The sequence below is a fragment of the Agromyces sp. NBRC 114283 genome, assembly GCF_030268405.1.
GTDB classification, from domain to species: Bacteria; Actinomycetota; Actinomycetes; order Actinomycetales; family Microbacteriaceae; genus Agromyces; species Agromyces mediolanus.
Genome location: NZ_BSQP01000001.1, coordinates 3,689,622 through 3,713,966, shown reverse-complemented (window position 1 = coordinate 3,713,966; position 24,345 = coordinate 3,689,622). Strand labels below are relative to the sequence as shown.

The window sequence follows — 24,345 nt, the reverse complement described above, 5'->3', positions numbered from 1 at the left end:
GGGCCGCGCGGCTCGGCTCAGCCGTGCACGTGCAGCGCGTCGCCGACCGCGACGGAGTCGCCCGACGATGCATCCAGCACCGGAACGAGCCGCACGCCGAACCAGGTCTTGCCCTCGCGGCGCCGGTGCCGCGCGAGCGTGCGGATCGGCTCCTTGCCTCGCACGAGCGTCCCGGGGTCGATCGTCGTCATCACGCAGCGGTCGCAGCAGCCCTCGACGCGGAACTCGACGTCGCCGATGCGCACCCGCGTCCACGCCTCCTCGGCGAACGGCGTCTCGCCGTCGACGACGAGGTTCGGCCGGAAGCGCTCCATGACGAGGGGCGCGGGCTCCGCGTCGCCGCGCTCGGCGGCGTCGCCCGCGGCGAGCTCGTTCAGCAGGGTGAGGGAGGCCTCGCTCGCGAGCAGTAGCGGCGAGGCATCCGCGAGCGTCAGCGAATCGCCCGGTCGTCCGCCGTAGTCGGGCTTCACGGTGCGCGCCGTCGGGTCCGGCTGCCAGACGAGCCGGAGCGGGCGGCCGATGCGCGCGCTGATCCAGGCATCCGCCTCCCCGCCCGCCGGCAGCGCCGTGCCCTGACGCGAGTGCCCGACCGCGACGGGCTCGGTGCCGCGCGGGGCCGCGACGAGCAGGCTGCCGGCCGCATCGCGCTCCTCGCCGAGCCGCAGTGCGTCGTCGGCGAGCGGGGTCGCGGCGAGCCCGAGCAGGGCGTTCTCCTCGCGCGCCGTGACGGGGGCGCCCTCCGGGTCGACGACCGCCCAGCGGCGATCGCCGGCGAGCCCCCAGGGCAGCACGGTCGCGCTCGGCACGTCGAAGCCGGCGAAGGACTTGACCGGATGGATGCGGACGCGCGTGAGCTGCATCACAGCACCGTACCCGCCGGGCTCGTCTTGTCCCCCATCCGCGTGTCATCTGGCGGCCCCCGTTCGGGTGGGGTAGAAACGACGGCGGACTCCGATCGAAGGGATCGCGAACGTGAAGTGGATCAAGCCCCTGGCCCTCGTGCTGGTCGTCGTGTTCGCGCTCTTCTACATGATCAGCCGGCCGGAGGACGCGGCGAACCTCGTGCAGGGGGCCGTGAACGGCGTCGCCACCGCCGTCGACGGCGTCGGCCGCTTCTTCACCTCGCTCGCGTCCTGAGCGGCGGGCGGATGCTGCCGTGAGCGTGTTCGGCCTCGACCCGAAGGTCGAGCGGCATCTCATCGCCGACGAGGGCGAGGTGATCGTCGACGAGGTCGGCAAGCACTGGGCCGCGAAGGTCGGCTGCGTCGCCGAGATGGTCGCCGCGGCGCCCGTGCTGCTGCTCCTCGCGGTGCTGCCGAAGCCCCTGTACTTCGTGCCGCTGCTCCTCGCGCTCGGGCTGCTCCTGCACGGGCTCTGGCGCTACATCGGGCTGCGGATGGACCGCTTCGTCATCACGAACATGCGGGTCTTCCGGGTGCACGGCATCCTGTCGCAGCGCATCGCCACGATGCCGCTCGCCCGCATCCTCGACATCTCGGTGCACACGCCCTTCGTCGGCCGGATCATCGGCTACGGCCACTTCGTCTTTGAGTCCGCGGCGCAGGATCAGGGGCTCCGCGAGATCCGCTTCGTCGGGCGACCCGACGAGCGCGGGCTCACGATCCAACGGGTCATCCAGCGCTCGGGGCTCCGCGGGCGGATGCCTCAGCCGGACTTCCCGATGCCCGAGTACGACCCGACGCGGGTCGGCCAGCTCGCCGCCTACGACGCGGCGAGCGGCGGGCAGATGGCAGCTCGGGCCGAGGCGGATGCCGCGGCCGACACTCGGGATCTGAACGCGACGCGGGACTACGGCGACGAGCTGCCCTGGTGGCGCGAAACCCGCTGATCCGGTTTCGGCTCGGGGTCGCTGCGGCGGGCGGTGAACTCGATTTCGTCAGCGGGCGCGGTCCGAGTATCCTTGTGAGGCCCCCGGTTGTGTGCAGAACGTGGTCGGGTGCACATGGCGAGTTACCCAAGCGGCCAAAGGGATCTGACTGTAAATCAGACTGCTCAGCATTCGGGGGTTCGAATCCCTCACTCGCCACCATCAGTTTCACGTCGAAGGCCACCGGACTCCGGTGGCCTTCGTCGTTTCTTCCTCGGTTTTCGTGCCTGCGGGGGCTTGATATCTCGTCCGGGCCTCTCATCAAGGCGCCCCGACTGCCCCTCTACTTCACGTTTTCCGGCTTTGGTGAGCGGTCCCATCGAACTCAGAGATGCAACTCACGTCCTCAGAACTGACTGTTTCCGAAGTCGCGCCGCGCGCGTGCGGTGTTCGAGTCGCATCCCTGCGGTGGATTTGCGGCTGCGGCGTCGGCGGGCATGGGGCGCAGCCGTCCCGGCAGTTCCCTGAAAAGGCCGCTCCTCCCGCTCGAGCAGGAAGTCTGGCATGCATCGAACATACGCCGGCAGTCTCGAGCTGGATGAGCGTAATCCATCGCTGCGAGCGTCGACCAAGCTCGCCGAGGCCTTCCAGGTCGACCCACTCGACCTGATCCGCAACTCGACGGACTAAGCCGGAACAGCACCATCAAGTCGGTTGCGGGCTGGTCGCTGATCGGGACACAAGAGGTTCGGCATCTGCTGTCGCTGCCGACGCGCTCGCAAACTTGTCGCTCGCACGCGGGAGTTCGAGGCCATACCCCTCTGATTGGGGGATTCGCGTGCCGCATCGAGATTCTGCCCTGCAAATACGGGCGTCCCGCGTGCGCGAGTCGGTGAAATTCCTCCCTTCTGGTGGTCCTCACACGACGCGAAGGCCGGCTTCCTCGCACCGCTTGGCGCAGTTGGGGCAGAATCGGTGAACTGCAAGAATGGGGGTCGCGGTGGCTGTGAGCTGGATACAGGGCGCGCGTCCCGACAGCGGGCAACCACATCTCATCCCCTGGATGGAGCTCCTCTACTTCCGCCTCACCGGACAATTCGACCGCATCGAGACCCGGCCCAAGACCAAAGAAGCTGAAGAGCGGCTCGGGCTCGAAAGGTCGGCCTACTTCTACGTTGACCGTGCGCACCCCGACTACGGCGACATGATCGTTGCGAACGACGGACCGGTGGAAGTCGCCACGTGGTGTGTCTCCCCGTTCGATACGGGAGGACTCGCCCACGGATGGATCAGGACTCGAGTGGAACTCGACGAAGAACAACGTCGGCGGCTGCTCGGACAATGGACGTGGGACGACCTCTCGTACGAAAGGCAACTCAACGAATGGATCAGCGGGGCATTCCGCGCACCCGACGACTATGTGGAAGCCGGGAGGCCTGGGTATCACCTCGTTGAAGAGGTGGACCTTCCCGCCTGCGATTCGCAGAGTTGGACGTTCGAAGGCCGCATCCCGGTCGATGGCCTTCGCACAAACCCGGTCGCCCCGGTCCGGGCGTACGTCACGCCTGGGAAGCGGCAGCACTACCTGGAATGGGTACGAGCATCTAGAAGACTCAGTATCGACCAATACACTGAACATCTTCGGTTGGTCGCTACGGTTGTGGTAGAGACGGCGTCACCAATCGAAAGTGTACGGTCGGATATTCTGGCCTCGAGAGGAAACTAGCTGGTGGAACTCGTCGGATTCGTCGCAGACCTGGCAGGCATTGACGGCCAGATCTTCGAAGCGGCTCCTTCCGTCGTGCTCACGCCTGACGCCCGGGAAACGCTCGTCGCCCCTGGGCTGGGTTGGGCACCTGAATCGTTGGTCCCGCTCGCCGGCGGGGCGAACGACTATGTTCATTTCCTCGGTGCTCGTGACCGTGTCGAGCTGGCGCCGGGCGAGACGGTGTGGCTCGCCGGGGAGTCGTTCGTTGCTGGAGTCCGACATTGCGCCGCCGTTCTCGAACAGGCGTATGAGCTTCGAGCGTGGAGCACCGCCTCGAGGGGTATTCGCTGGGCGAAAGGAACTCGTCAAGAGTTCCATGATCTCGTGCATGGTCTTGCGGTCGGTCTTCAAGGAGCGCTACATCGGAGCTTGTTCGATTCGCTTGAGATGAGCCATGGCGATGCCGACACGATCTATGCCCTGTACACCGGTTTGCCGCTTAAGCCGACGCGGGCGTCGATGCTAAACCGTGGGTTGTACTTCGCGGAGCGACGGGACCGCTACTCCTACGAGTTCGTCCGCAGTGAGGCGATCATCGTGCACCAACTATTCGCGTCAGAGTTCGAGTTCGATCAGGCAGTTGATGAGCTGCGCGTGTGGCTGAGGGGCCAACGCCTGGCCGAACAGGCGCCCGTCAGAGATGCCGAGAAGCCGTTCGCGCCGAGACGGGACTACAGCGAAGCAATGCGTCTCTTTATCGAACGGGTTCTAGCCAGCGAGCAGACTAGATCCCCGCGCGTCGCGGACTTCACGGAAAGGGCACGAATGTATGACCGATGAGTCGCAACCTGAGCCCGCCGTGGATCCCGCGGAGGCGGTCATGACCGACATTTACTCGGCGTTTCGTCGGGAAGAGCAGGAGCGGTTCCGTAGCTATCGTGCGTACGTGGGTACGTCGAGCTATGAAGAGCATTTGCGGGCCGCGCACGCCTCGTTGAACGAGGAAGCGAGCATCGATGCTGGCAACCTCGTCCAGTGGAAGACCTTCCTTCGCGGAGCCGAGTACCCGGACTACGGGACCCCCGCGATTGTCGTGAAGTTGCTCGACAACGCTCGCAGCGAGGACCGCGACGGGAATCCAATCGCGTTCCCACAAGACGTGTTCATCGGATACCTCGACGGTGACCAAGACTTCAATGTCGTGCTGACCTCGACCGCGCGGCTGATGCTCTGGGAGCAAGGGCAGCGCTAGTTAGTAGCCTTGCCGCGCGGGCGAGGCCGCCATCGCACTTCACTGGATGATCAGGAACGCTGGTCGGAGTAACGACCTCAGGCTGCGAGATCGCGTATCTGGGATGGGCTTCCGCGATGACTTCCTCGACCGGGCGTCGGAACCGCCCAGCCGCCAAGTCCGCCGGCGTCAGCTTCGAAGCTGCAGCGCTCACATCTCTCCTCGACGCGGCATGTGGCTACCCGTTCTTCCTGCAAACATTCGGCAAAGCCACCTGGGATGCCGCCATCGACAAGCAGATCACAGCAGCCGACGCCAACGCCGGGCTCATCAAGGGCCGGAGATCCTTCGACGAAGGTCTCTACCCCTCGCGCTGGGGCCAGGCCACGCGCACCGAACGCAGGTACCTGAAGGCGATGGCGGGCTTGGGCGCCGACAGCGCGAGGACCAGCGACATCGTTGCACACCTCGGTGTCGCAATAGGCCGCCTGAGCACCACGAGACAGCAGCTGCTGCACAAAGGCGTTCTCTCCGCCTCCGCCAGGGGCGTCGTAGCGTTCACGGTCCCTGGGATGCTCGACTACATCGAACGACAGTACGGGGACTGATGAGCATGGCACGTGTGTCGAACTTGTGCGCGGCGTATGCATATATACGCTGAGCGGATGCACCTCACGAAGAAGTGGACGTTGGAAGCGGACGGCGTTGAGGTGCACCACGAGCAAACACGAGCCACCGAACGGCTCGAGAGCCTCGGCCCACGCTGGGGAGCGACTGTGCTCGAGGCGCGCGACGCAGGCGACCTATGGAGCCTGTCAGGGAGATTCGGACGAGGCTCATTTCCCTGGCACACCGACGGCGCCGTCTCATCTCGCCCGCCGCGGTGGATGGTTCTCCGCTGCACGGTGGACGAGTCCTCGACGCCAACTGAGTTCCTCTCGCTGCCAGCAGACCTGCTGCCCGAACTTTCGCGGACCATGGTGACGATGACCGGCCGTGATGGGCGAAAACAGCGCTTCGCTGTAGCGACGCCTGTCGGCGGAGGGGCCTACAAGATCAGGTGGGACCCGCGAATCGGCCGTGTGGACTCAGGCACCTTAGAAGCCCGAATCGAGGCTCTGCCCGTGACCTTTCGGGTCCCGTGGACGGAGGGCGCCACGGTGATCGTCGACAACCACCGTCTGCTGCACAGAAGACCCGAAGTCGAGGCAGGCAAACGTCGGCTCCTGACGCGCGAGTACATCGGAGGCGCCAATGTGGGACTTTGACAGCATCTACGCGAAAGCAGTCGAATACTTCGGGCGCGGCGGCAAGCACACCAAGTCTGACGACGCTGAGTTCGTGATCTGGAACCTCCTCGGCCTGGAGTTCCTCCTACGGCTCCCTCTCGCAAAAGTACATGCGTCCCTGCTCGCCGTCCCAGACGGAACCTCGATCTTGCACGCGAACGGATTCATAGCCGCATCAAACTCGACGCCGCAGTCCATTCCGGTCTCAACAGTGATCACTCGTCTGCAGACCATCGTGGAGGGGTTCACGAAAGCGCATGCCGACGACGCGTCCGTCCTCGTGGGCCTCCGCAACGCGGAGCTGCACACGGGGGCGCCCATCGCCGAGAACACCACGAATGACTTCTGGCTGCCAAAACTCATTCGAGTCGCCGATGTGATCGTGGAACATCTCGGGATTCCTCTCGAGTCCTTCCTCACCTCTGCGGTGATTGCCGAGGGGCGCAAGCTAATCGACGCACAGGACAAGAAGCTGGCGCACGAGGTCGAGGAACGGATCAGAGCAGCAAGAGCGTTCCTCACCAAACTCAATCCAGCAGAGATCGCATCCCGCTCGTCGTCACCGGGGCCGGACGGCTACAGCTTCGTAGCCACATGCCCGGCCTGCGCTTGGAAGGCCTGGCTACGCGCCGACCAGGTTCGGCTGACTGCCGAGCGATTTGAGGAAGGCCAACTTACCCGTGACGCGGTCTACGTTGTGACTGCCCTGCAATGCAAGGTCTGCGCACTGACCCTCGAAACTACGGCCGAGTGTGTCGCCGCTGGCGTGAAACAACAACTCGTCCAGCAACTGGAAGAGTCCCTTGAAGATCGGTTGATGCTCGCCTACGAGGAGCCCGACTACGGCAACGACTGACCGCTCAATGGCGCATTCAGCGTCTGATGATTAGAGCGCAGCGGGAAAGCTCGGAGGAATAGCCATCCTGGCTGAGAGGATTAAGACTGTGGGGGCTCCTCAGAGGGCGCGGAATCACACGGCAAGGCGAGATACGCGAACCGTCCACCTCAGTTTCACATCGAAGGCCGCCGGATTCCGGTGGCCTTCGTCCTTCCTTCTGGCCATCCCGAGCTGCTCGCCGTCAGTGTTCGTGGGTGCCGGCGCCTGCGAGCCCGCGAATACTGACGGCGAAGTGGTGACCCCCCCCGTTCGCGGGCCATCACGATGCGGCGGCCCGGGGGCCGGCCTGAGCCCTGTTTAGATGGAGAAGACGGTCCGTACCCCGAGCGGACTGACTTCGACCCGGGCTTCATGGTGGCTTCCCACAGAACCGAACGATCAGCGGATCCGCGCGCCGCGCTCCGCCGTGCCGTCGGCGAGCGAGACGTCGAGGCGGTCACGTCCCTCGTCGCGCAGCACTGGATGTACCTGCTCGAGCACCGCTCCATCACACTGGCGCTGGCGATGGGCCTCTGCACGCCGGACCCGGCCGATCCGCTGCTGACCGCCGTGTTCACCGAGCTCGGCGCCCACCTGAAGTCGACCTTCCGCACGAACGCGGCCTCGCACCGCGCTCGCTGGAGCGGCGCACGCCGCTCGGAGGCGGAGGCGCTGCGCGCCGTGCTCGGCGGCACCGTCGCCGCGATCGCCGCGCGCGCCGACGGTCGCGCCGCCGAGAGTCTCGTCCACGTCGATCGCGCCCGGGCCGCCCTGCCCGCGGCCGCGGCGCGGATCCCGCCGGCGATGCTCGCCCGGCTGCAGCATCACTGGCTGCGCACGGAGCTGATGAGCACCGGCTACGTGACGGTCGTCGACGGCTCGGAGGAGGTGCTGCGGGTCGCGGTCGCGACCGGGCAGCTGGACATCGCGTACTGCACGGCCGGGTACTACGCCCTCTCGCACGCACTGGCCGGGCGGGGACCGGCCGCCGACCGGGCCGCCGCGGAGGCGGATGCCCTCGCCGACCTCATCGAGCCCTGGCAGCGGGCGGCGATGGGCGTCCCGCTCCGGCTCGCCTCGGCGCTCCGACTCCTCGACCGGGGGCACGGCGACGAGGCGGCTGCGCTGCTCACCGACGACCGCCGAGCGGAGCAGGACTCCGAGCTGTGGGCGCTCGCGCTGATGGTGCGCTCGCAGCTGCCGGCCGCGAAGCAGGACTCGATGCGGTTCCTCGCCCAGCTCGAGGCCGAGGCGGCGTCCTGGCCGTCGGACGTCGTGGCCCAGCCCGCGAACAGCGTCCACCTCGACGTGGCGCGCGCGCAGCTGAACGGGCTGACCGGGCGCGGCGCGCTCGCGGTCGAGCTGCTGGAGCGGAGCGCGGAGCAGGACGCGCACGGGATCGTGCGCGTCCGCCTCGCGGCGATCCGTGCGGCGGAGGACCCGACCGCCGCCGCGACGCTCGTGGAAGCGGTGCTCCGGGAGAGCCGGGACCGGCCGCGAGCGGCAGCGGAGATGCACCTGCTCAAAGCCGCCCGGGCGCTCTCGGAGGGCAAGGACGCGATCGCGTCCCGCGAGTTCCGGCGCGCCGTCGCGCTCGCACTCGAGAACGGCATCCCCAGGTCGCTCGTCGTGGCGGGGCCCGCCGTGCTCACGAAGCTCTCGGAGCTGACCGGGACGCGCGAGGCACTCGACGCCGTCGCCGAGATCGACCAGGAGCTCGTGTCCCTCGACCGCTCGAGGGATCACACCCTGCTCACGCCCCGCGAGCGCGCCGTGTTGCTCGGACTGATGTCCGGGAAGACCCGCGCGGAGGTGGCGCGGGACTCGTTCGTCAGCGTCGAGACGGTGCGGAGCCAGCTGCGGTCCGCGTACCGAAAGCTCGGCGTGCGCTCGCTCGAGGCGGCGATCTTCGCCGCGAGCGAGGCCGGAATCCGCAACTGATCGGCTCGCGGACTTCACCCTCAGGGGGATTCTCCGCGCGCCGAGGGTGAAGTCCTGCGTTCCCGGGCTGCATCTCACATGCGGTCGGACATAGTCGAAGTGACGCCCAGCCGGTCGGACCCGACGCATCCGGCCGAATCCGACGCATCCCGACCGACTGACGCGCGCGCTCCCAACGGAGCGAGAACCCGATCGGCAGCGACCCCGTCGCGCCCACCCGATTCACCGAAGGAGCGTGCCTTGCGTTCGACCGCGCCGCGAAGTCACCGACCGCACCCCAGCCTCGTCCGGCGCCTGCTGGCGTTCGTGGCATCCATCGGGCTCGCGCTCGTCGCGGTGGTCGTGCTGCCGTCCGCGGCGCACGCCGCCCCGAACCCCGCGATCGTCGTCGGCGACGTGACCATCGCGCCGGCCGACACGCAGGCGACCATCGGCGACTCGCTCACCGTGTCGGGCTCGTGGAATGCGAGCGAAGCCGACCCGAAGGTCGGCGACTCCTTCACGATCGGGCTCCCGCCGCAGCTCAAGTTCCCGCAGAACGTGCCGTTCCAGCTCACCGGCACCACCCCGAGCGGCGACCCGGTGGTGTGGGGGAACTGCCTCACCGACACCGCGTCGGGCATCGCCACCTGCGAGCTGACGGACGAGGTCGAGTCGTTCCCCGAGCTCGTCATGGGCACCTGGCAGTTCCAGGTGGAGGCGGTCCAGGCGACCACCGCCGAGGCGATCCAGTTCGACCTCAACGGCAAGCCGGTCATGGTCGACCTCCCCGGCACCGGCGGGATCGACGACGGCATCGTGCTGCCCGGCGAGGTCACCAAGTCCGGCGTCATGAACCAGAACAACTGGTCCATGACGTGGACCATCGACATCCCCGGTGCGAACCTCGTCGCCGCCGGCGGCGATACCGCCCGCATCACCGACACCCTCGGCGCCGGTCACGCGCTCTGCGACCCCACCGGACTCAAGGTGCAGACGGTGCGCGGCAGCACGGTCGTCGACGTGACGAGCATCGCGACGCTCGACGGCGCACCCGGCGACACCTCGTTCGGCCTCGCGCTCGCCGGGCCGTTCGACGCGAACGTCACCTACCGGGTCACCTACCAGACCTGCACCGAAGACGGCCGGATCGACCCCGCGGGCACCGAGTACGAGAACTCCGCCCAGATCGAGGGCTGGGGCGAGGCCGGCCACGGCGTCGGCACCGTCGCCAACCTGCCGTGGCACGTGAACCTCGGCAAGTCCGGCAGCGTCCTCGGCGGCGCGGAGCGCAACGGCAAGGTCGCGTGGACCGTCGTCGTCCCGGGCGACCAGCTGCTCGGCAAGGACGGCTTCACCCTCACCGAGACCCTCGGCGCCGGGCACCAGCTGTGCACCGACACGATCAGCGGCATCCAGATCACCGAACGGTACGGCCCCAGCAACCAGCTGCAGCAGAGCCTGACCGGCAAGCTCACGCCGACCACGCTCGCCTCGAGCCCGCAGGCGTTCCAGGTGCGCTTCGACCTCAACGACAGCGCCGTGGCCTTCAAGCCATCCGACCACCGGTACGTGATCACGTACACCACCTGCGTGACCGCCACCGAGCTGCCCAACGGCGGCACCGCGTACGCCAACTCGGTCGACGTCGACGGCGCGGTCGCGACGAACGAGGCGACCGTGCCGAACCGGAGCCAGGGCAAGACCGGCCGCATCAACACCGCGGCCGTGACCCTCGACGGGGTCCAGCACATGCCGCAGACCACCATCGGCTGGTCCGTCACGATCCCCGGTCAGCTGATCGAGAACGTCGACGGCGTGCTCACGCTGACGGACGTGCTCTCCGACTCGCAGGCCGTCTGCGCGGCCGGCGATCCGAGCGCGGGGCTGGCGGCCCGCCTGGGCCTCCGGGTCGAGGCGCGCGACCAGATCCAGAACGGCGGCCTGCAGACCGTCGACCTCACCGGGTCCACCGCGGCCTCGCTCGCCGGCAACACCCTCACCTTCGACCTCGACGCGGTCGACCTCCCCATCCCGACCGGCACGAGCGACGGCTTCAGCCGCGAGTACCAGTACGTGCTGACGTACACCACCTGCACCGCCACCGGCGGGATGGATGCCCCGGGCACCGTGTACTCGAACACGCTGACCGGCGACGGGGTCTCCTTCAGCTCCACCACCACGCAGAACAACAGCGGCAGCGGCACCGGTCAGGGCGTGACCCGCGGCTCCGTGTCGCTCGTGAAGACGCTCGTGGACAACGCCGGCGCGGCGTTCGTGCCCGCCGACACGAAGTTCACCGTCCACGTCAAGGAGATCGACCCGACGGCGACGGTGCAGAAGGAGTACGAGCTGCAGGTGCCGCTCGACGGCGCCCCCATCAGCGGCCTCAACGCACGCGGCACGGGCTGGACGGTCGAGCTCACCGAGCCGACGTTCCCGACGGTCCCGGGCGTGACGTTCGGCGACCCGGTGTTCGCCGACGGGCCCGGCGTGACGGTCAGCCCGGACGGGAAGACCGCGATCGCCTCGATCGACCCGGGCGTGAACGTCGCGGTGTCGCTCACGAACGAGGCGCTGCTCGGATCCGCGACCATCGTCAAGGAGCTCGGCGGCGGCGCTGCCGGGCTCGTCGACGCCGACCGCCGGTACCAGGTCACCGCGGCCATCGACACGAGCGCGCTCGGGCAGGGCTTCCCCGCCCAGGCCGACCGCGTCCTGCAGCTCGAGACCGGCGTGCCGGTGACGCTCGCCGATCTGCCGATCGGCGCGACCGTGCACTTCACCGAGCTCCGGCCGGTCGACGACGACACCCTCACCTGGGCGGCGCCGGTGATCACCCCCTCGACCGTCACTGTCTCGGCGGGCCACGCGACCACTCCGGCCGCGATCACGGTCACGAACAGCGCGGAACGCACCGTCGGCACCTTCGCGGTGACGAAGACCGTCACCGGTGCGCAGGCCGACAACCCGGCCGTCTCCGACACCGTCACCGTCACCGCGAGCTGGACCGAGGAGGGCGTCCCCGGCAGCACGACGCTGACCGTGCCGACCGACGGCACGCCGGTGCCGCTCGGTGCCGACCTCCTCATCGGCACCCGGGTCACGCTGAGCGAGACCCCGCTCGTCGACGGCTCCAGCATCGCCTGGGGCGCGCCGAGCTGGTCGGGACCCGGAGTGACGGTCGACGGCGACTCCGCCGTCGTGACGATCGGCAGGACGGCCGACGCCACCGTCGCCCTCGAGAACCACGCCGCCACCTCGACCGCGGGCCTCAGCCTGCTGAAGGCCGTCGCCGGCGAGGCGGCGGGCGAGGTCGATCCGGAGGCCGAGTTCCCGGTGACCGCCAGGTGGGTCGACGCGGACGACGTCGAGCACGCCCGCGAGCTGATGATCGGCACCGCGGAGCCGACCCCGCTCGGCGTCGAGCTGCCGGCCGGCACCGTGGTCACGATCACCGAAGGCGCCCAGCCGCGCTTCGACACCGTCGTGTGGGGGTCCATCACGATCTCCGGTGCGGGGGTCGACGATCACGGCGACGGCTCCGCGACGGTCGTCGTCTCGGACCAGCAGGATGACGTGGCGCTCGTCACCGTCGTCAACGAGGCCACCTGGGCTCCCGGCGACTTCTCGATCGCGAAGCGCGTCGACGGGGTCCGCGGGGATCACCCGGACGTGCCTGCCGCAGTGACCGTCCTGGCCGAGTGGATGGCGGGCGACGGCGTGCAGTCGCTCGAGCTCGAGGTGCCGACCGACGGGACCGTCGTGAAGTTCCCGGCGCTGCTTCCGCACGGCACCGAGGTCACGCTGAGCGAGACCGGGCTCGAGGCCGGCGCGCAGTTCACCTGGGCGACGCCGGACTGGAGCGGGGACCGGGTCGCCGCGAGCGGCGACGGCACCGCGGTGGTGACGATCGGCGCGGCCGACACCGCGGAGGTGGCGCTCGTGAACACGGCCGTCCCCACCCTCGGGAGCGTCACGATCACCAAGACGCTGGCCGGTGAGGGCCGGGACGCCGCCGCGAAGACGAGCTTCCCGGTGACCATCACCTGGAGCGACCTGCTCGGCGAGCCGCAGAGCCGCGAGGTCCAGCTCACCGCCGGCACTCCCGCCACGATCGACGGGCTCCCGCTCGGCACCGAGCTCCGGGTCGAGGAGGGGACGGCGAAGCTCCCCGAGGGGATCCGATGGGCCGGAGCCGACTGGTCGTCCGCCGACGACCGCGTGACGGTCACGAGCGATGCGGGCAGCGCCGTCGCCACGGTTACGGTGACCGGCGAGTCGGCCGCCGCGGCCGAGCTCTCGCTCGAGAACCGGCTCGAGCTCGGCCCGGCCCTCGCGGGCACCGGCGTCGACGGGGTCGCGCTTGGCATCGTCGGGGGCGCTGCGCTCCTCGCGATGCTCGGCGGAGCCGCGGTCCTCATCGCGCGACGGCGCGCTCGAGGCTAGGCGGCTGCGAACGGCCGGCGCCGTCGGGTGAGATTCCCGGCGCGCCGGCCGCTCGGCGTCCCCGGGTGCGCGGCCGCGGTTGTGGAGAACTCCCGAGGCAGATTGGTATCCCGAGCTAATCTGGTTGGGTGCGCATCGGGGCCGTCCGGCCCAGCGCGCCGCGATCGAGAGGGATGACCATGGCAGTTCGGGAGACGTTCGTTCGCAGGCGAGCAGCGAAGCTCGCGGCCGGGGCGGGGGTGCTCGCGCTCGCGCTGGTGCTCACTGCCTGCGCCGGTGCCGCGCCGTCAGCGGGGCCCGCGGCCGGCGAGCAGACGGCTCCGTCCGATGCCGCGGCGAACGACACGCCCCAGGCGGGCGGGCGCGATCTCTCGGAGGGCGGCAGCTGCGTCGACGGCGAGGACATCGTGATCGCCGCCGCGGGCTCCAGCGCGGTCGTCGACGGCCCGTGCGGTACCGTCACCATCAGCGGCGCGGACTTCGGCGGCAACATCGAGTCCGCGGAATCGGTCGAGGTCTCCGGCGCGAACGCCAGCGTCCTCGGCGCCGAGTGGGGCGAGGCGCTCGTGCTCGCCGACGGCGTGACGCTCAACGTCGACTCCGTGCAGCGGCTCGTGACCGAGGCGGCCGGCACGCACCTCACCACTCAGCGCGCGGGCGAACTCGTGATCGACGGCGACGGCGCCACCGTCAACGGCGACGAGGCCGAGCGCGTCATGCTGAATGCGAACGACGCCACGGTGGTGCTCACCGCGATCACCGGTGCGCTCGAGGTGCACGGCGACCGCAACACCGTCAACTGGACTTCCGGAGTCGAGGCGCCGACGGCCGACACCGGCGCGGAGAACGTCTACACGCACTAGCCGCGCGTTCGCGGCCCTGCTCGCAGGGTGGGCCGGGAGCCATTCAACATGTGCTCCCGGCCGCGCCAGCCCCTGACGCATCCAGCAGGAGAAGCCCCCTTCTCACTACCGGGCCGCCGCTTCCCCCGAAGCGACGTCACCAGTGAATCGCATCGAGGCCCCGCGGCCCCGGGCCTTGACAGCGGTGCGTCGGGTGTGCTGCATCCCCGCGCTCAAGGTCGCCGGTACCACTCGACCGCGCTCGCCGGCAGCGTGAACGGCCGATCGAGGGGAGCGGATGACTCGGCCCGCACGCGCTCGGTCGAGAAGTCGTGATCCACGCAGAGCAGCGCGAGCGCCCGCTCGAGCCCGGGGGAGCCGGCGACCGCTGCCCGAGCCTGCGCCATCGACACGCTCGGCGGGGCCGGCCGCCGGGGCCAGAGGGCGTCGACGAGCGCCCGCACCGGCACGGGGTCGCGATGGGCGGCGTGGAACACCGAGTGCTCCGGGCGCGGACCCGTCGCGAGCTCGACGAGCAGGCCGCCGAGAGTGCCCGCCTCGATCACCGAGTGCACGGCGCGCCCGCCGTCGACGAGGCCGCCGACCGCGGCGGTCAGCGCTGCGACGCCCGGCCCCACCCAGCGGTCGCCCGCACCGAGCACGAGGTGCGGGCGCACGACGAGGCCGCCGGCGTCGAGCACGAGCCGCTCGGCGGCCGCCCGGCTCGCGCTGAGCGGCGAGCTCGGGGCGAGCGGGGCATCCGCCTCGTCCAGGCGGTGGAACGGCCCGCGTCCCGAGACGGCGGCCGTGCTGAGGTACACGACTCGGGCGCCGCTCGCGTCGGCGGCGGCGACCACGTTCGCCGTGCCCTCGACGTTGACCAAGCGGTGCAGCTGCGGGTCGCTCCCCACGTGGCTCGCGGCGTGCACCACCGCGGAGGCGCCGGCGAGCGCCGCGGCGAGGGCCGAGGCGTCCCGCACGTCCGCCAGTTCCCGGGTGATCGGGCGGGCCGACCATCCGGGCAGGCGACGCGCCGCCTCAGCGGCCCGGGAGCCGATGAAGCCGCGCGCGCCGAGGACGGCGAGCACCGCTCGGGAGGTTCCGGGCATGTTCGGCTCCATTCATCCGGGGGAGGTTGGCTAGGGTTGACCGCAGCCGAAACGAAGCGGGGTGGAATGGTCCAGCAGGAACGGGCGCGCCGGACGCGGGCGAAGATCATGCTGGGCGCGGCCGAGGTGATCCGCACCGCCGGCTACGCCAACGCGACGCTCAACGACATCGGTGCCGCCGCCGGGGTCACGAAGGGCGCCCTCTACTTCCACTTCGACTCCAAAGAGGAGATCGCCCGGGCGCTCATCGAGGAGCAGCACCGGGTGACCCGAGAGGCCGCGGCCGAGATCCTCGAGCTCGAACTCACGCCGGTCGAGCACATGCTCCGGCTCTGCATGGACCTCGCCGAGCGGCTCACCAGCGACCCCATCGTGCGCGCCGGCATCCGCCTCACCACGGATTCCTCGACCTTCGACACGCCGCTGCTCGACCCGTACCGGGACTGGATGGCGAGCTTCGAGGAGCTCGCCCGCCGCGCCGAGGCCGTGGGCGAGACGAACGGGCTCATCTCGCCCGAGGTGTTCGCGCGCACCCTCATCCCCTCGTACACGGGCGTGCAGCTCGTCTCGGAGACCTTCACGGGGCGGGCCGACCTGATCGACCGCATCCACGACCTCTGGCGGGTGCTGCTCACCGCGATCATCCCCGCCGAGCAGCTCGCGGCGAAGCTCGCGCTCGCCGACGAGGTGTTCACCGTGAAGCCGGCACGCCGACGGAAACGAGCGTAGCCTCGGCGCGCATCGCCACACGCCGCCCCTGACGGATCTCGAACGCGGCCTGCTCGCCCCGGATCGTCGCGTGGACGGTCGCCGGAGGGTCGAACTCGACGATCCGGTCGAACTCGCCCTCGAAACGGCCGAGCTCGAGTCGGGGATCGGCTGCCTCGAGCCGGGCCGCCTGCCGGCAGGCCTCGATGAGCGCGGCGCCGGGCACGTGGTCGAGCAGATGGTCGTAGAAGACCGGATGCCGCCGGTCGACATCGAGCGTGAGGGCGCCGTCGCCGTCGATGAGCAGGACGTCCTGTTCGAGCAGACGGCCGACCGCCGCCGCCGGCACGAGCGGGCTGCGACGGCGGAGCGGCGGCGTGGTGCCGGCGCGCCCGCTGCGGAGGCGGGCGTACGCGGCCGGCCCGATGACGAGGGCGTCGCCGTGCCCCGCGGCGACGGCGCCGCCCGTCGGCTCGCCGATCGAGATCTCGAAGCGGGCGCTGCGGAACGCCCCGCCCGGCGTGCGCACGAGTCGGGTCGCGCGCACCGTCGCGTGCAGCTCCGCCGCGGAGCCCGCCCGTGCGGCGAGCGGCGTCCGGAGCAGTGCGAAGCCGAGGCCGGTCATCAGGAAGCGGTGTTCGAGCGGCACGCCGAAGCCCTCGTGGCAGGCGAGGATCGTCAGCTGGCGCACCGTCTCGGTCACGAGGGCCGAGCCGGGCAGCTCGGATTCGAAGTAGCCGTGCCGCCTCGGCCACTGCAGCGCGGCGATGTACTCGTGCTCGCCCCAGCGCACGAAATCGGTGGGCAGCACCTCGCTCGTGGATCGCCGGTGGACGAGGCGGCGCGGGACCGTTCGGTCGAAGGACAGCACTGGCGCTCCAAGGGAATCGGGCTCGGGGTTCACGGGAAACCGGGGAGGCGGTATGCTGATCTTAGTCGGGGGGCTGTGCGCGGGTGCAGGAATCGGGGGATGCCTGTACCCGCGCACTCATGCGCACGGGGTGAGTCGCCGGGAGTCAGCCCGCGAGGAAGGCCGTCACCTCGTCGCGGCTCGGCAGATCGGCGCCCGCGCGCGACGCCGTGATGGCCGCGCAGGCCGCCGCGAAACGGGCCGCGGGGAGCAGTCCGCCCGCGGTCGCCGCCCGCCGCCGCAGCGCCGGGGCGAGGCCGTCGGCGACGACGGCGAAGAGGAAGCCGGCCATGAACGAGTCGCCCGCGCCGACCGTGTCGACGGTCGTGATCGGGAACGCCGGGAAGTCGAGCACCTCGGCGCCGGCGGCCAGCAGTCCGCCCGCCGCGCCGCGCGTGATCACGGCGACCGCGCCGGTCTCCGCCGCGAGCGCCGCCGCGGACTGCTCCGCGGTGCGCTCCGGGTACAGCCACGCGGCATCCTCGTCGCTCATCTTCACGAGCTGCGCGATGCGGGCGAACGCGCCGACCCGCCCGACGGCGGCGCCGCGCGAGCCGATCAGCGTCGGGCGGACGTTCGCGTCGAAGGAGACGAGCGCGCTCGCCGCGGCCTCGCCGACGGCGTCGAGCACCGTCGTCGCGCCGGGCTCGAGGTAGGCGGCGATCGAGCCCGTGTGCACCACGTCGAAGCCGGCCACCTCCGGACGCGCCGGTCGCCACTCGAGCGCGAACTCGTAGCTCGCCCCGCCGTCCGCGGCGAGCGTCGCCTGCGCGGTCGAGGTGCGCTGGATCGCGCCGAGCGTGCCGGGGGCGAGGGCCGCACCGGATGCCTCCACGTGCCGCCGCACCATCGCGCCGTGCGCGTCGTCGCCGAGGCAGCTCGCGAGCTGCACGGTCGCGCCGAGTCGGGCGAGGCCGACGGCGACGTTCAGCGGGCTGCCGCCCGGATGCTCCGCGACGCCGCCGGCGCGGTCGTGCACGACGTCGACGAGCGCCTCGCCGATCGACAGGGCGCGCGCGCCCGCTGGCCAGCTCGCTGCGGTCATCTCGGCTCCCAGCTCTCGGCTCTCGGATCGGCGGTTCAGTAGGAGGCGTGCGGGTGCGGCGCACCCGGAACGGGCTTCGCGTCGACGACCACGAGGAGCACGGTCGCCGGTGCGCCGCCCTCGGCCGCGAGCAGGTGCTCGAGGTCGGCGTCGAAGTGGATGCTGTCGCCCTCCTCGAGGCGGAGGCGCTCGGCGCCGAGCTCGACCCGGATCGCCCCCGACAGCACGAGCACGAACTCCTCGCCCGCGTGCCTGGAGAGGGCGCCGGGATGATCGGCGGCCATCACGAGGCGCACGGCCTCCATCGAAGCCCAGGGGGCCCGGCTCGCGAGGCCCGTCATCACCCCGCCCACCACGTCGTCGGCGTGCTCGTCGTGGCGGTGCAGCACGTAGCTCTCGTCGGCGTCGGGTTCGTCGAAGATGTCGCCGATGCGCACACCGAGGGCGCGGGCGACGGCGATGATGGTGCCGAGCGAGGGGGTGCGCGCGCCGGTCTCGATGCGCGAGAGGAACGCCTCGGAGAGGCCGGTCTCCGCGGCGAGGCGGCTCAGCACCCAGCCGCGGTCCTGGCGCAGCTGCTTCAGCCGCGGGCCGACCTGCGCCTCGTCGATGCCCTCCGCCGCCTCGTCGAACGCCATCCGCGCACTCCTCCTCATCCTCAGCCAGGCCTCCCGCTCCGTCACTTGACGGCTCCGAGGGAGAGCCCGCGCACTAGTTTGCCCTGTGCGACGAGCCCGAGGGCGAGGACGGGCAGCGACACGAGCAGCACGGCAGCGCTCAGCCGGGCGAGGAACAGCCCCTGATTGGTGATGAAGCCGACGAGGAACACGGGCGCGGTGCTCGCGGACGTCGCCGTGAGGTTGAGTGCGAAGAGGAACTCGTTCCAGCTGAAGATGACGCAGATGAGGGCCGTCGCCGAGATGCCGGGCAGGGCCACCGGCGCGATCACCTGGAGCAGGATGCGGCGCAGGCCCGCCCCGTCGAGCTGCGCCGCCTCGACGATCTCGGCGGGCACCTCCAGGAGGAAGGAGCAGAGGATCCAGATCGCGATGGGCAGGTTCATCGAGGTGTAGAGCAGCACGAGCACCCAGATCTGGTCGAGCGCGCCCGCGGTCGAGACGAGCAGGAAGATCGGCAGGATGGCGGCCACCATCGGCAGGAACTTCGTCGACAGGATGAACATGCGCAACTGCTCCGCCCCGCGCACGGGGCGGACCGCGAGCGCGTAGGCGGCCGGGAACGCGAGCGCGATGACGAGCACCACCGAGCAGCCGCTCGCGATCGCCGAGTTCAGCAGGTACTTCGTGGCGTCCGAGTCGAGCAGCAGGCGCCACTGGTCGAGGGTGAACGGCGCGAGCAGCTCGCCGGACACGGCGTCGGCCTCGCTCCGCAGCGACGCCTGCACGACGAAGAGTAGGGGAGCGGCGAACAGGGCGCAGGCGGCCCAGGCGAGGAAGATGCGGATGGCTCCGGCGCGGGTGCGGGTCATGCGCCGCGCTCCTTTCCGAGTCGGGTGAGCACGCGGACGAAGAGATTCGCGATGACGAGCGCCCCGGCGATGACGACGACGCTCGCCGCCGCGGTCTGGCCGTAGTCGAACTTGCGGAACATGGTCTGGTAGATCTCGAACGGCAGGTTCGTCGTCGCCGTGCCGGGGCCGCCCTGCGTGATCGCGAAGACGGCGTCGAAGGTCTGCACGACGTAGAGCGTGCCGAGCACCGCCGCGAGGGAGAGGTAGCTCCGCAGGTGCGGCAGCGTCATGTGCACGAAGATCCGCCACTCGTTCGCGCCGTCCACGCGCGCCGCCTCGAGCACGTCGTCGGGCTGGCCCTGGAGCCCCGCGAGCACGATGAGCATCATGAACGGCGCCCACGTCCAGACGAGGGAGGCGATGAGCGCGGTCATCGGTGCCGCGTTGAGCAGGTCGATCGACTGCGGCGCCGCACCGGTGAGGGAAGCGGCCCAGTCAGCGATGCGCTGCAGCATCCCGAAGTTCGGGTCGAGGATCGCGTGCTTCCAGATCAGCGCCGCCGCCATCGGCATGACCATGAACGGCGCGATCATGAGCGTGCGGGCCACCCCGCGGCCGGGGAACGGCCGGTCGAGCAGGAGGGCCACGGCCGTGCCGATCACGAGCGAGACGATGACGACGCCCGCCGTCAGCACGATCGTGTTGAGCACGGCCGGCAGCATGCGCGCGTCCGTGAACACCGCGACGAAGTTGTCGACCCAGGCGAAGCCGAAGGCGTCGGGGCGGAGGATGTTCCAGTCCAGCACCGAGATCACCAGGGTGACGACGAACGGCAGCTGGGTGAGCACGACGAGGAACAGGAAGGCCGGCCAGAGCGGCAGCCAGCGGCGGCGGTTCTCGCGCCGCTCGTGGGCGGCCGCCGCGGCCAGGCGGCCCGGGCCGGAGGGGCCCCGCGTGCGGGACCCCTCCGGTGCCGAGGTGGCGGTGGGAGCGTCGGGCGTCCGGATCATTCGCCCGCGTACTCCTGCCCGATCGGGATGGCGAGCTCCTGCCCGACGGCGAGCGCGTCGGCGACGCTGTCGGCCTGGCCGGCGAGGATCGCGTTGATCTGCTCGGCGGTGCGGGTCGCGAGCAGGCTGAACTCGGGGATGGCCACGAAGATCGTGCCGATCGTCGGGCGGGGCTGCACGCCGGGGTCGCGCGGGTCGATCGACTTGATCGAGTCGAGCACGATGGGCGCGTAGGCGCCCGCGTGGGCGAGGTAGTCCGCGTTCGAGTAGGTCGACTCGCGCTTGCCGTCGGGCACGTTGCTCCAGCCGATCTCGGAGCCGACGAGCTCCTCGTAGCCGGCGCTCGACGCCCAGGAGATGAACTCCCACGCGGCATCCGCCTTCGCGCTGTTCTTCGGGACGCCCCAGCCCCAGCCCGCGATCCAGCCGGAGTAGTCCGTGAGCTTCGTCGGCGCGTAGGCGTAGCCGACCTTGCCGGCGACGGTGCTCGTCTCGGGGTTCTCGACGAGGCCGGCCCCGGCCGTGGCGTCGTACCACATGGCCGCCTTGCCCTGGCCGAAGAGGTTCAGGCACTCGGTGAAGCCGGCCTGCGCGGCGCCGGTCTCGCCGGAGTCCCGCACGAGGTCGACGTAGAACTGCACGGCCTCGGTGAACTCGGGGGAGTCGACCTGCGGCTCCCAGTCCTCGGTGAACCAGGTGCCGCCGAAGGTGTTCACGATCGTGCCGAGCGGGGCGAACATCTGGCCGGCGGCGGGCTGGCCGCGCAGGCAGATCCCGGCCGTGTCGCCGCTGTCGAGGGCGGCAGCGTACTCGGCGATCTGGTCCCAGGTGGGGTGCTCGGGCATCGTGATGCCGGCCGCCTCGAAGAGGTCGGTGCGGTACATCACGAAGGAGCTCTCGCCGTAGAACGGGATGCCGTGGATGCCGCCGTCGCTCGCGCTGTACGTGGTGAGCATCGAGGGCAGCACGTCGTCGACGTCGAAGGCGGTGTCCTGCTCGGTGTACGCGGTGAGGTCCTGCAGCCAGCCGAGGTCGGCGTAGTACGGGGTCTCGGAGGAGTTGATGCTGATGACGTCGTACTTCGAGACGCCGGCGGCGAGGTCCTGGGCGACGCGGTCGCGCAGCTCGTTCTCGGGCAGGACGGTGAAGTCGACGGCGAGGCCGGTCTCGGCGGTGAAGTGCTGCTCGGTGAGCTCCTGCAGATCGGTCATCTGCGGGTTGCCGACCATGAGGACGGAAATGCGGTCGCTCGCGGCGTCGCCGGCTGCGGCGCACGAGGCGAGCGGGACGGCGACGGCGAGCGCGGCGGCGGTTGCGGCCGCGCGGCGCCAGGTGGGTGTGGACACGCTCAACTCCATTGTCTCGGGGGAGGCCGGGTTTTCCCTGCCGAGACGAGATAGTGCCACACAGGCAAGTTCTTGTCTATATACTTTCCTGAGAGGCATGTAGAGTGGCGCTCGCCGTCACGCCCGTGGCGGCATTGTGCGACACGAGGATGGCAATGGCTGCATCGGTACTGCTCGTCGGGGAATCGTGGGTGGTCCACGAGATCCACTACAAGGGCTTCGACACGCTGAACATGACGAGCTTCGAGTCGGGCGGCAGCCCGCTCGTCGAGGCGCTCACGGCGCACGGCCACGAGGTCACCTGGATGCGCGCCGACGAGGCCACCCGCTCGTTCCCGTTCCACGCGAGCGAGCTCGACGGCTACGACGTCGTGATCCTCTCCGACGTTGGGGCGAACAGCCTGCTGCTGCCGCCCGAGGTCTGGCGGGAGGCCAAGGTGCGCCCCAACCGGCTCGAGGCCCTGCGCCAGTGGACCGAGGCCGGCGGCGGCCTGCTGATGTGCGGCGGCTGGCGCTCGTTCGCCGGCTTCCAGGGCGGCGGCTTCTACCACGGCACCGCCGTCGAGCGGGCGCTGCCCGTCGAGGTGCTGCCCTACGACGACCGCGTCGAGACGCCCGAGGGCGCGCACGGGGCGGTCCTGGATCCGGAGCACCCCGCCGTGCGCGGGCTGCCGGCGAGCTGGCCGCCGGTGCTCGGGCACCACCGGCTGACGCCGTCGGCCGGCTCGACGGTGCTCGTCGAGTCCGAGCAGGGGCTGCCGCTCCTCGTCGTGGGCGAGCACGGCGCCGGGCGCAGCGCGGCCTGGGCCTCGGACATCGCGCCGCACTGGTGCCCGCCGGAGTTCTCCGAGTGGGACGGCTACGGGCGGCTCTTCGCCCAGCTCGTCGACTGGCTCGCCGCGAAGGATGCGTCGGCGACGGCCGATCGTTCGGCGGCGGCCGATCGTTAGGCGGCGGCCCGTCGGAAGCGGCTGATCCACAGCCCGGGGAGCACCTCGAGGTCGCCCTCGTGCACGAAACCCGCGGACTCGTACAGGCCGCGCGCCGGCTCGTTGCCCCGCCCCGTCGCCACGACCGTCTCGGGCGCGAGGGCGAGCGCCGCGACCACGAGCGCCCGGCCCGCGCCGCGGCGCGCGTGCTCGGGCGCGACGACCAGGCGGTCGAGGTCGAGCACCTCGTCGACCACGGTGAACCCGAGCGCTCCGGCGAGCTCGCCGGAGCGCTCGGCGACGAGCCAGCGCAGGCCGGACGCGCGCAGCCCCGCCTCGGTCTCGTGCAGCGGCGGGATGCGGTCGTCGCCGATGAGCGCCGCCTCGACGGCGTAGGCGGCGTGCTGGATCTCGAGCAGGCGAGGGGCGAGCGCGTCGAGCTCGGCCCCGCCGAGCTCGCGGACGGCGACGGGCGCGGTCACGCCGGGCGGTCGCCGTTCTCGGCGTCGGCGTCGGCCGCGCCGCGCTCGGATGCCTCGGCCCGGCTCAGGTGGTCGAGCAGCTCGTCCATGGTGGCGAAGGAGCGGCTCTCGTCGCCGTCGCCGTCGCCCTCCAGCTCGTACTCGTACTCGAACTCCTCGTCGTCCTCGTCGAGTTCCACCTCGGCGACCGCGAGCTGATCGTCGAGGGCGCAGAAGACGGTGACGCCCTGACCGGGCGCGTCGTACATGAGCACGAGCTTCGCGTCGGGCAGCACGATGACGCCCTCGAGCGCGACCTCGACGGTCTCGCCGTCCTCCACCGCGAGCTCCTCGGCCGCGCGCGCATCGGCGGCCAGCAGGTGCGACTCGCCGAGGGGCGCGAGGGCGCGCTCGACGAGGGCGCGCATGGCTCCGAGCTCCGCGGTGGTGCCCTCTTCCGGCTCCGAGAGCACGGCGACGACGCGGTCGCCGGGCAGCGTCGCGGTGGCGGTCAGGTCGCCGTCGTCGTCGAGGGTGACGTCGGTGAGTCCGGTCATGGTGGGGCTCCTCAGCTGCGGTGGACAGCATCGATCCTGCCACTCGGCGGCGGGCGCCGCCGCATCGGGCGGCGAACCGGCGAGGCATCCGCCAGTTGTTTTGATTCATTCAAAACAACTTGCTAGGGTCGAGGCATGGAGGTGCACGGCATGGCGACGGACGACGCGGAGCGACTGCGCGCCGCGGGCCTCAAAGTCACCGCGCCGCGCAAGGCCGTGCTCGCCGCCCTCGGCGGCCAGGGCCACCTCGACGCCGACACCGTCTTCGAGCGCGTGCGCGGCGAACTGTCGACCACCTCACTGCAGGCCGTCTACGGCGTGCTCGCCGCCCTGACCGGCGCGGGGCTGCTGCGCCGCATCGAGCCCGCCGGCTCGCCCGCGCTCTACGAGCGCCGCACGGGCGACAACCACCACCACCTCGTCTGCACGAAGTGCCACACCGTGGCCGATGTCGACTGCGTCGTCGGCCAGCCGCCCTGCCTCGAGCCCGCCGACACCGGGGGCTTCGCCATCCACACCGCCGAGGTCACCTTCTGGGGCCTCTGCGAATCCTGCAGATCGGAACCGGCGGCGTAGCGCCGCCGGCATCCGACCCACCGCCCCCGCCGGCCCTGCCCGGCGGTGTTCGGCGCGCCCTGCCGCGCCCGCCGCGCCC

The 24,345-nt window shown here is 70.6% G+C and carries 25 protein-coding genes and 1 tRNA gene; 16 read left to right on the top strand and 10 right to left on the bottom strand.

Annotated elements, in window-relative coordinates:
* Positions 1-17: 17 nt before the first annotated feature.
* Positions 18-860, bottom strand: a complete 843-nt coding sequence (locus QSJ60_RS17755) for an MOSC domain-containing protein (RefSeq protein WP_285464934.1) — start codon at positions 858-860, stop codon at positions 18-20.
* Positions 861-972: 112 nt separating this feature from the next.
* On the opposite strand from QSJ60_RS17755, the gene QSJ60_RS17750 reads away from it, so the two are divergent.
* From QSJ60_RS17750 to QSJ60_RS17695, 13 genes are all read left to right on the top strand, one after another.
* A complete protein-coding gene (locus QSJ60_RS17750) occupies positions 973-1,137 on the top strand; it encodes a hypothetical protein (RefSeq protein ID WP_230767744.1) in 165 nt (54 codons plus the stop codon).
* A 19-nt stretch (positions 1,138-1,156) separates the two neighbouring features.
* Positions 1,157-1,849, top strand: a complete 693-nt coding sequence (locus tag QSJ60_RS17745; protein WP_230767743.1) for a PH domain-containing protein — start codon at positions 1,157-1,159, stop codon at positions 1,847-1,849.
* A gap of 116 nt (positions 1,850-1,965) precedes the next feature.
* A tRNA-Tyr gene (locus QSJ60_RS17740) sits at positions 1,966-2,050 on the top strand.
* Between the two features lie 342 nt (positions 2,051-2,392).
* The gene (locus QSJ60_RS19115; RefSeq protein WP_352230696.1) at positions 2,393-2,518 is read left to right on the top strand and encodes a hypothetical protein; all 126 of its coding nucleotides are present in this window, start codon (positions 2,393-2,395) and stop codon (positions 2,516-2,518) included.
* Between the two features lie 373 nt (positions 2,519-2,891).
* Positions 2,892-3,554: a hypothetical protein gene (locus QSJ60_RS17735; RefSeq protein WP_285464932.1), complete on the top strand. Its 663-nt coding sequence runs from the start codon at positions 2,892-2,894 to the stop codon at positions 3,552-3,554.
* 3 nt (positions 3,555-3,557) lie between these two features.
* Positions 3,558-4,376: a hypothetical protein gene (locus QSJ60_RS17730; protein ID WP_285464931.1), complete on the top strand. Its 819-nt coding sequence runs from the start codon at positions 3,558-3,560 to the stop codon at positions 4,374-4,376.
* A gap of 40 nt (positions 4,377-4,416) precedes the next feature.
* The gene (locus QSJ60_RS17725; protein ID WP_285464930.1) at positions 4,417-4,788 is read left to right on the top strand and encodes a hypothetical protein; all 372 of its coding nucleotides are present in this window, start codon (positions 4,417-4,419) and stop codon (positions 4,786-4,788) included.
* Between the two features lie 116 nt (positions 4,789-4,904).
* A complete protein-coding gene (locus tag QSJ60_RS17720; RefSeq protein WP_285464929.1) occupies positions 4,905-5,375 on the top strand; it encodes a DUF8462 domain-containing protein in 471 nt (156 codons plus the stop codon).
* A gap of 57 nt (positions 5,376-5,432) precedes the next feature.
* Positions 5,433-6,035: a TauD/TfdA family dioxygenase gene (locus QSJ60_RS17715; RefSeq protein ID WP_285464928.1), complete on the top strand. Its 603-nt coding sequence runs from the start codon at positions 5,433-5,435 to the stop codon at positions 6,033-6,035.
* Positions 6,022-6,912, top strand: a complete 891-nt coding sequence (locus tag QSJ60_RS17710) for a hypothetical protein (RefSeq protein WP_285464927.1) — start codon at positions 6,022-6,024, stop codon at positions 6,910-6,912. The genes QSJ60_RS17715 and QSJ60_RS17710 overlap by 14 nt, the downstream gene beginning before the upstream one ends.
* 396 nt (positions 6,913-7,308) lie before the next feature.
* The gene (locus QSJ60_RS17705) at positions 7,309-8,874 is read left to right on the top strand and encodes a helix-turn-helix transcriptional regulator (RefSeq protein WP_285464926.1); all 1,566 of its coding nucleotides are present in this window, start codon (positions 7,309-7,311) and stop codon (positions 8,872-8,874) included.
* Between the two features lie 240 nt (positions 8,875-9,114).
* Positions 9,115-13,302, top strand: a complete 4,188-nt coding sequence (locus QSJ60_RS17700) for a DUF5979 domain-containing protein (RefSeq protein ID WP_285464925.1) — start codon at positions 9,115-9,117, stop codon at positions 13,300-13,302.
* 179 nt (positions 13,303-13,481) lie between these two features.
* Positions 13,482-14,165 (top strand): hypothetical protein, encoded by a 684-nt coding sequence (locus tag QSJ60_RS17695; protein ID WP_285464923.1) that lies wholly within the window; start codon positions 13,482-13,484, stop codon positions 14,163-14,165.
* A 212-nt stretch (positions 14,166-14,377) separates the two neighbouring features.
* On the opposite strand, the gene QSJ60_RS17690 is transcribed toward QSJ60_RS17695, so the two are convergent.
* Positions 14,378-15,253, bottom strand: coding sequence for an NAD-dependent epimerase/dehydratase family protein (locus tag QSJ60_RS17690; protein ID WP_285464921.1), 876 nt, complete (start codon positions 15,251-15,253; stop codon positions 14,378-14,380).
* 66 nt (positions 15,254-15,319) lie between these two features.
* On the opposite strand from QSJ60_RS17690, the gene QSJ60_RS17685 reads away from it, so the two are divergent.
* Complete coding sequence (locus QSJ60_RS17685) at positions 15,320-15,982, top strand: ScbR family autoregulator-binding transcription factor (protein WP_285464920.1); 663 nt, start codon at positions 15,320-15,322, stop codon at positions 15,980-15,982.
* On the opposite strand, the gene QSJ60_RS17680 is transcribed toward QSJ60_RS17685, so the two are convergent.
* From QSJ60_RS17680 to QSJ60_RS17655, 6 genes are all read right to left on the bottom strand, one after another.
* Positions 15,945-16,832: a ScbA/BarX family gamma-butyrolactone biosynthesis protein gene (locus tag QSJ60_RS17680; protein WP_285464917.1), complete on the bottom strand. Its 888-nt coding sequence runs from the start codon at positions 16,830-16,832 to the stop codon at positions 15,945-15,947. The genes QSJ60_RS17685 and QSJ60_RS17680 overlap by 38 nt on opposite strands.
* Before the next feature lie 145 nt (positions 16,833-16,977).
* On the bottom strand, positions 16,978-17,916 hold the full coding sequence (locus tag QSJ60_RS17675) for a PfkB family carbohydrate kinase (protein ID WP_285464915.1): 939 nt from the start codon (positions 17,914-17,916) through the stop codon (positions 16,978-16,980).
* Positions 17,917-17,951: 35 nt separating this feature from the next.
* Entirely contained in the window at positions 17,952-18,554 is a 603-nt protein-coding gene (locus QSJ60_RS17670; protein WP_230768770.1) for a helix-turn-helix domain-containing protein, read from the bottom strand.
* A 41-nt stretch (positions 18,555-18,595) separates the two neighbouring features.
* The gene (locus QSJ60_RS17665; protein ID WP_230768771.1) at positions 18,596-19,405 is read right to left on the bottom strand and encodes a carbohydrate ABC transporter permease; all 810 of its coding nucleotides are present in this window, start codon (positions 19,403-19,405) and stop codon (positions 18,596-18,598) included.
* On the bottom strand, positions 19,402-20,397 hold the full coding sequence (locus QSJ60_RS17660; protein ID WP_285464914.1) for a carbohydrate ABC transporter permease: 996 nt from the start codon (positions 20,395-20,397) through the stop codon (positions 19,402-19,404). Before QSJ60_RS17660 ends, QSJ60_RS17665 begins: the two co-directional genes overlap by 4 nt.
* Positions 20,394-21,743 carry an ABC transporter substrate-binding protein gene (locus QSJ60_RS17655; protein WP_285464913.1) on the bottom strand — a complete coding sequence of 450 codons (1,350 nt, stop codon included), beginning with the start codon at positions 21,741-21,743 and terminating at the stop codon, positions 20,394-20,396. The genes QSJ60_RS17660 and QSJ60_RS17655 overlap by 4 nt, the downstream gene beginning before the upstream one ends.
* Before the next feature lie 155 nt (positions 21,744-21,898).
* On the opposite strand from QSJ60_RS17655, the gene QSJ60_RS17650 reads away from it, so the two are divergent.
* A complete protein-coding gene (locus QSJ60_RS17650; RefSeq protein WP_285464911.1) occupies positions 21,899-22,693 on the top strand; it encodes a glutamine amidotransferase in 795 nt (264 codons plus the stop codon).
* Here QSJ60_RS17650 and QSJ60_RS17645 read toward each other — a convergent pair.
* Complete coding sequence (locus QSJ60_RS17645; protein WP_285464908.1) at positions 22,690-23,154, bottom strand: GNAT family N-acetyltransferase; 465 nt, start codon at positions 23,152-23,154, stop codon at positions 22,690-22,692. The genes QSJ60_RS17650 and QSJ60_RS17645 overlap by 4 nt on opposite strands.
* The gene (locus QSJ60_RS17640) at positions 23,151-23,690 is read right to left on the bottom strand and encodes a hypothetical protein (protein ID WP_285464906.1); all 540 of its coding nucleotides are present in this window, start codon (positions 23,688-23,690) and stop codon (positions 23,151-23,153) included. The genes QSJ60_RS17645 and QSJ60_RS17640 overlap by 4 nt, the downstream gene beginning before the upstream one ends.
* A 135-nt stretch (positions 23,691-23,825) precedes the next feature.
* Here QSJ60_RS17640 and QSJ60_RS17635 point away from each other — a divergent pair, with 135 nt between their 5' ends.
* Positions 23,826-24,266 carry a Fur family transcriptional regulator gene (locus tag QSJ60_RS17635; protein ID WP_285464904.1) on the top strand — a complete coding sequence of 147 codons (441 nt, stop codon included), beginning with the start codon at positions 23,826-23,828 and terminating at the stop codon, positions 24,264-24,266.
* The last annotated feature ends 79 nt before the right edge of the window (positions 24,267-24,345 follow it).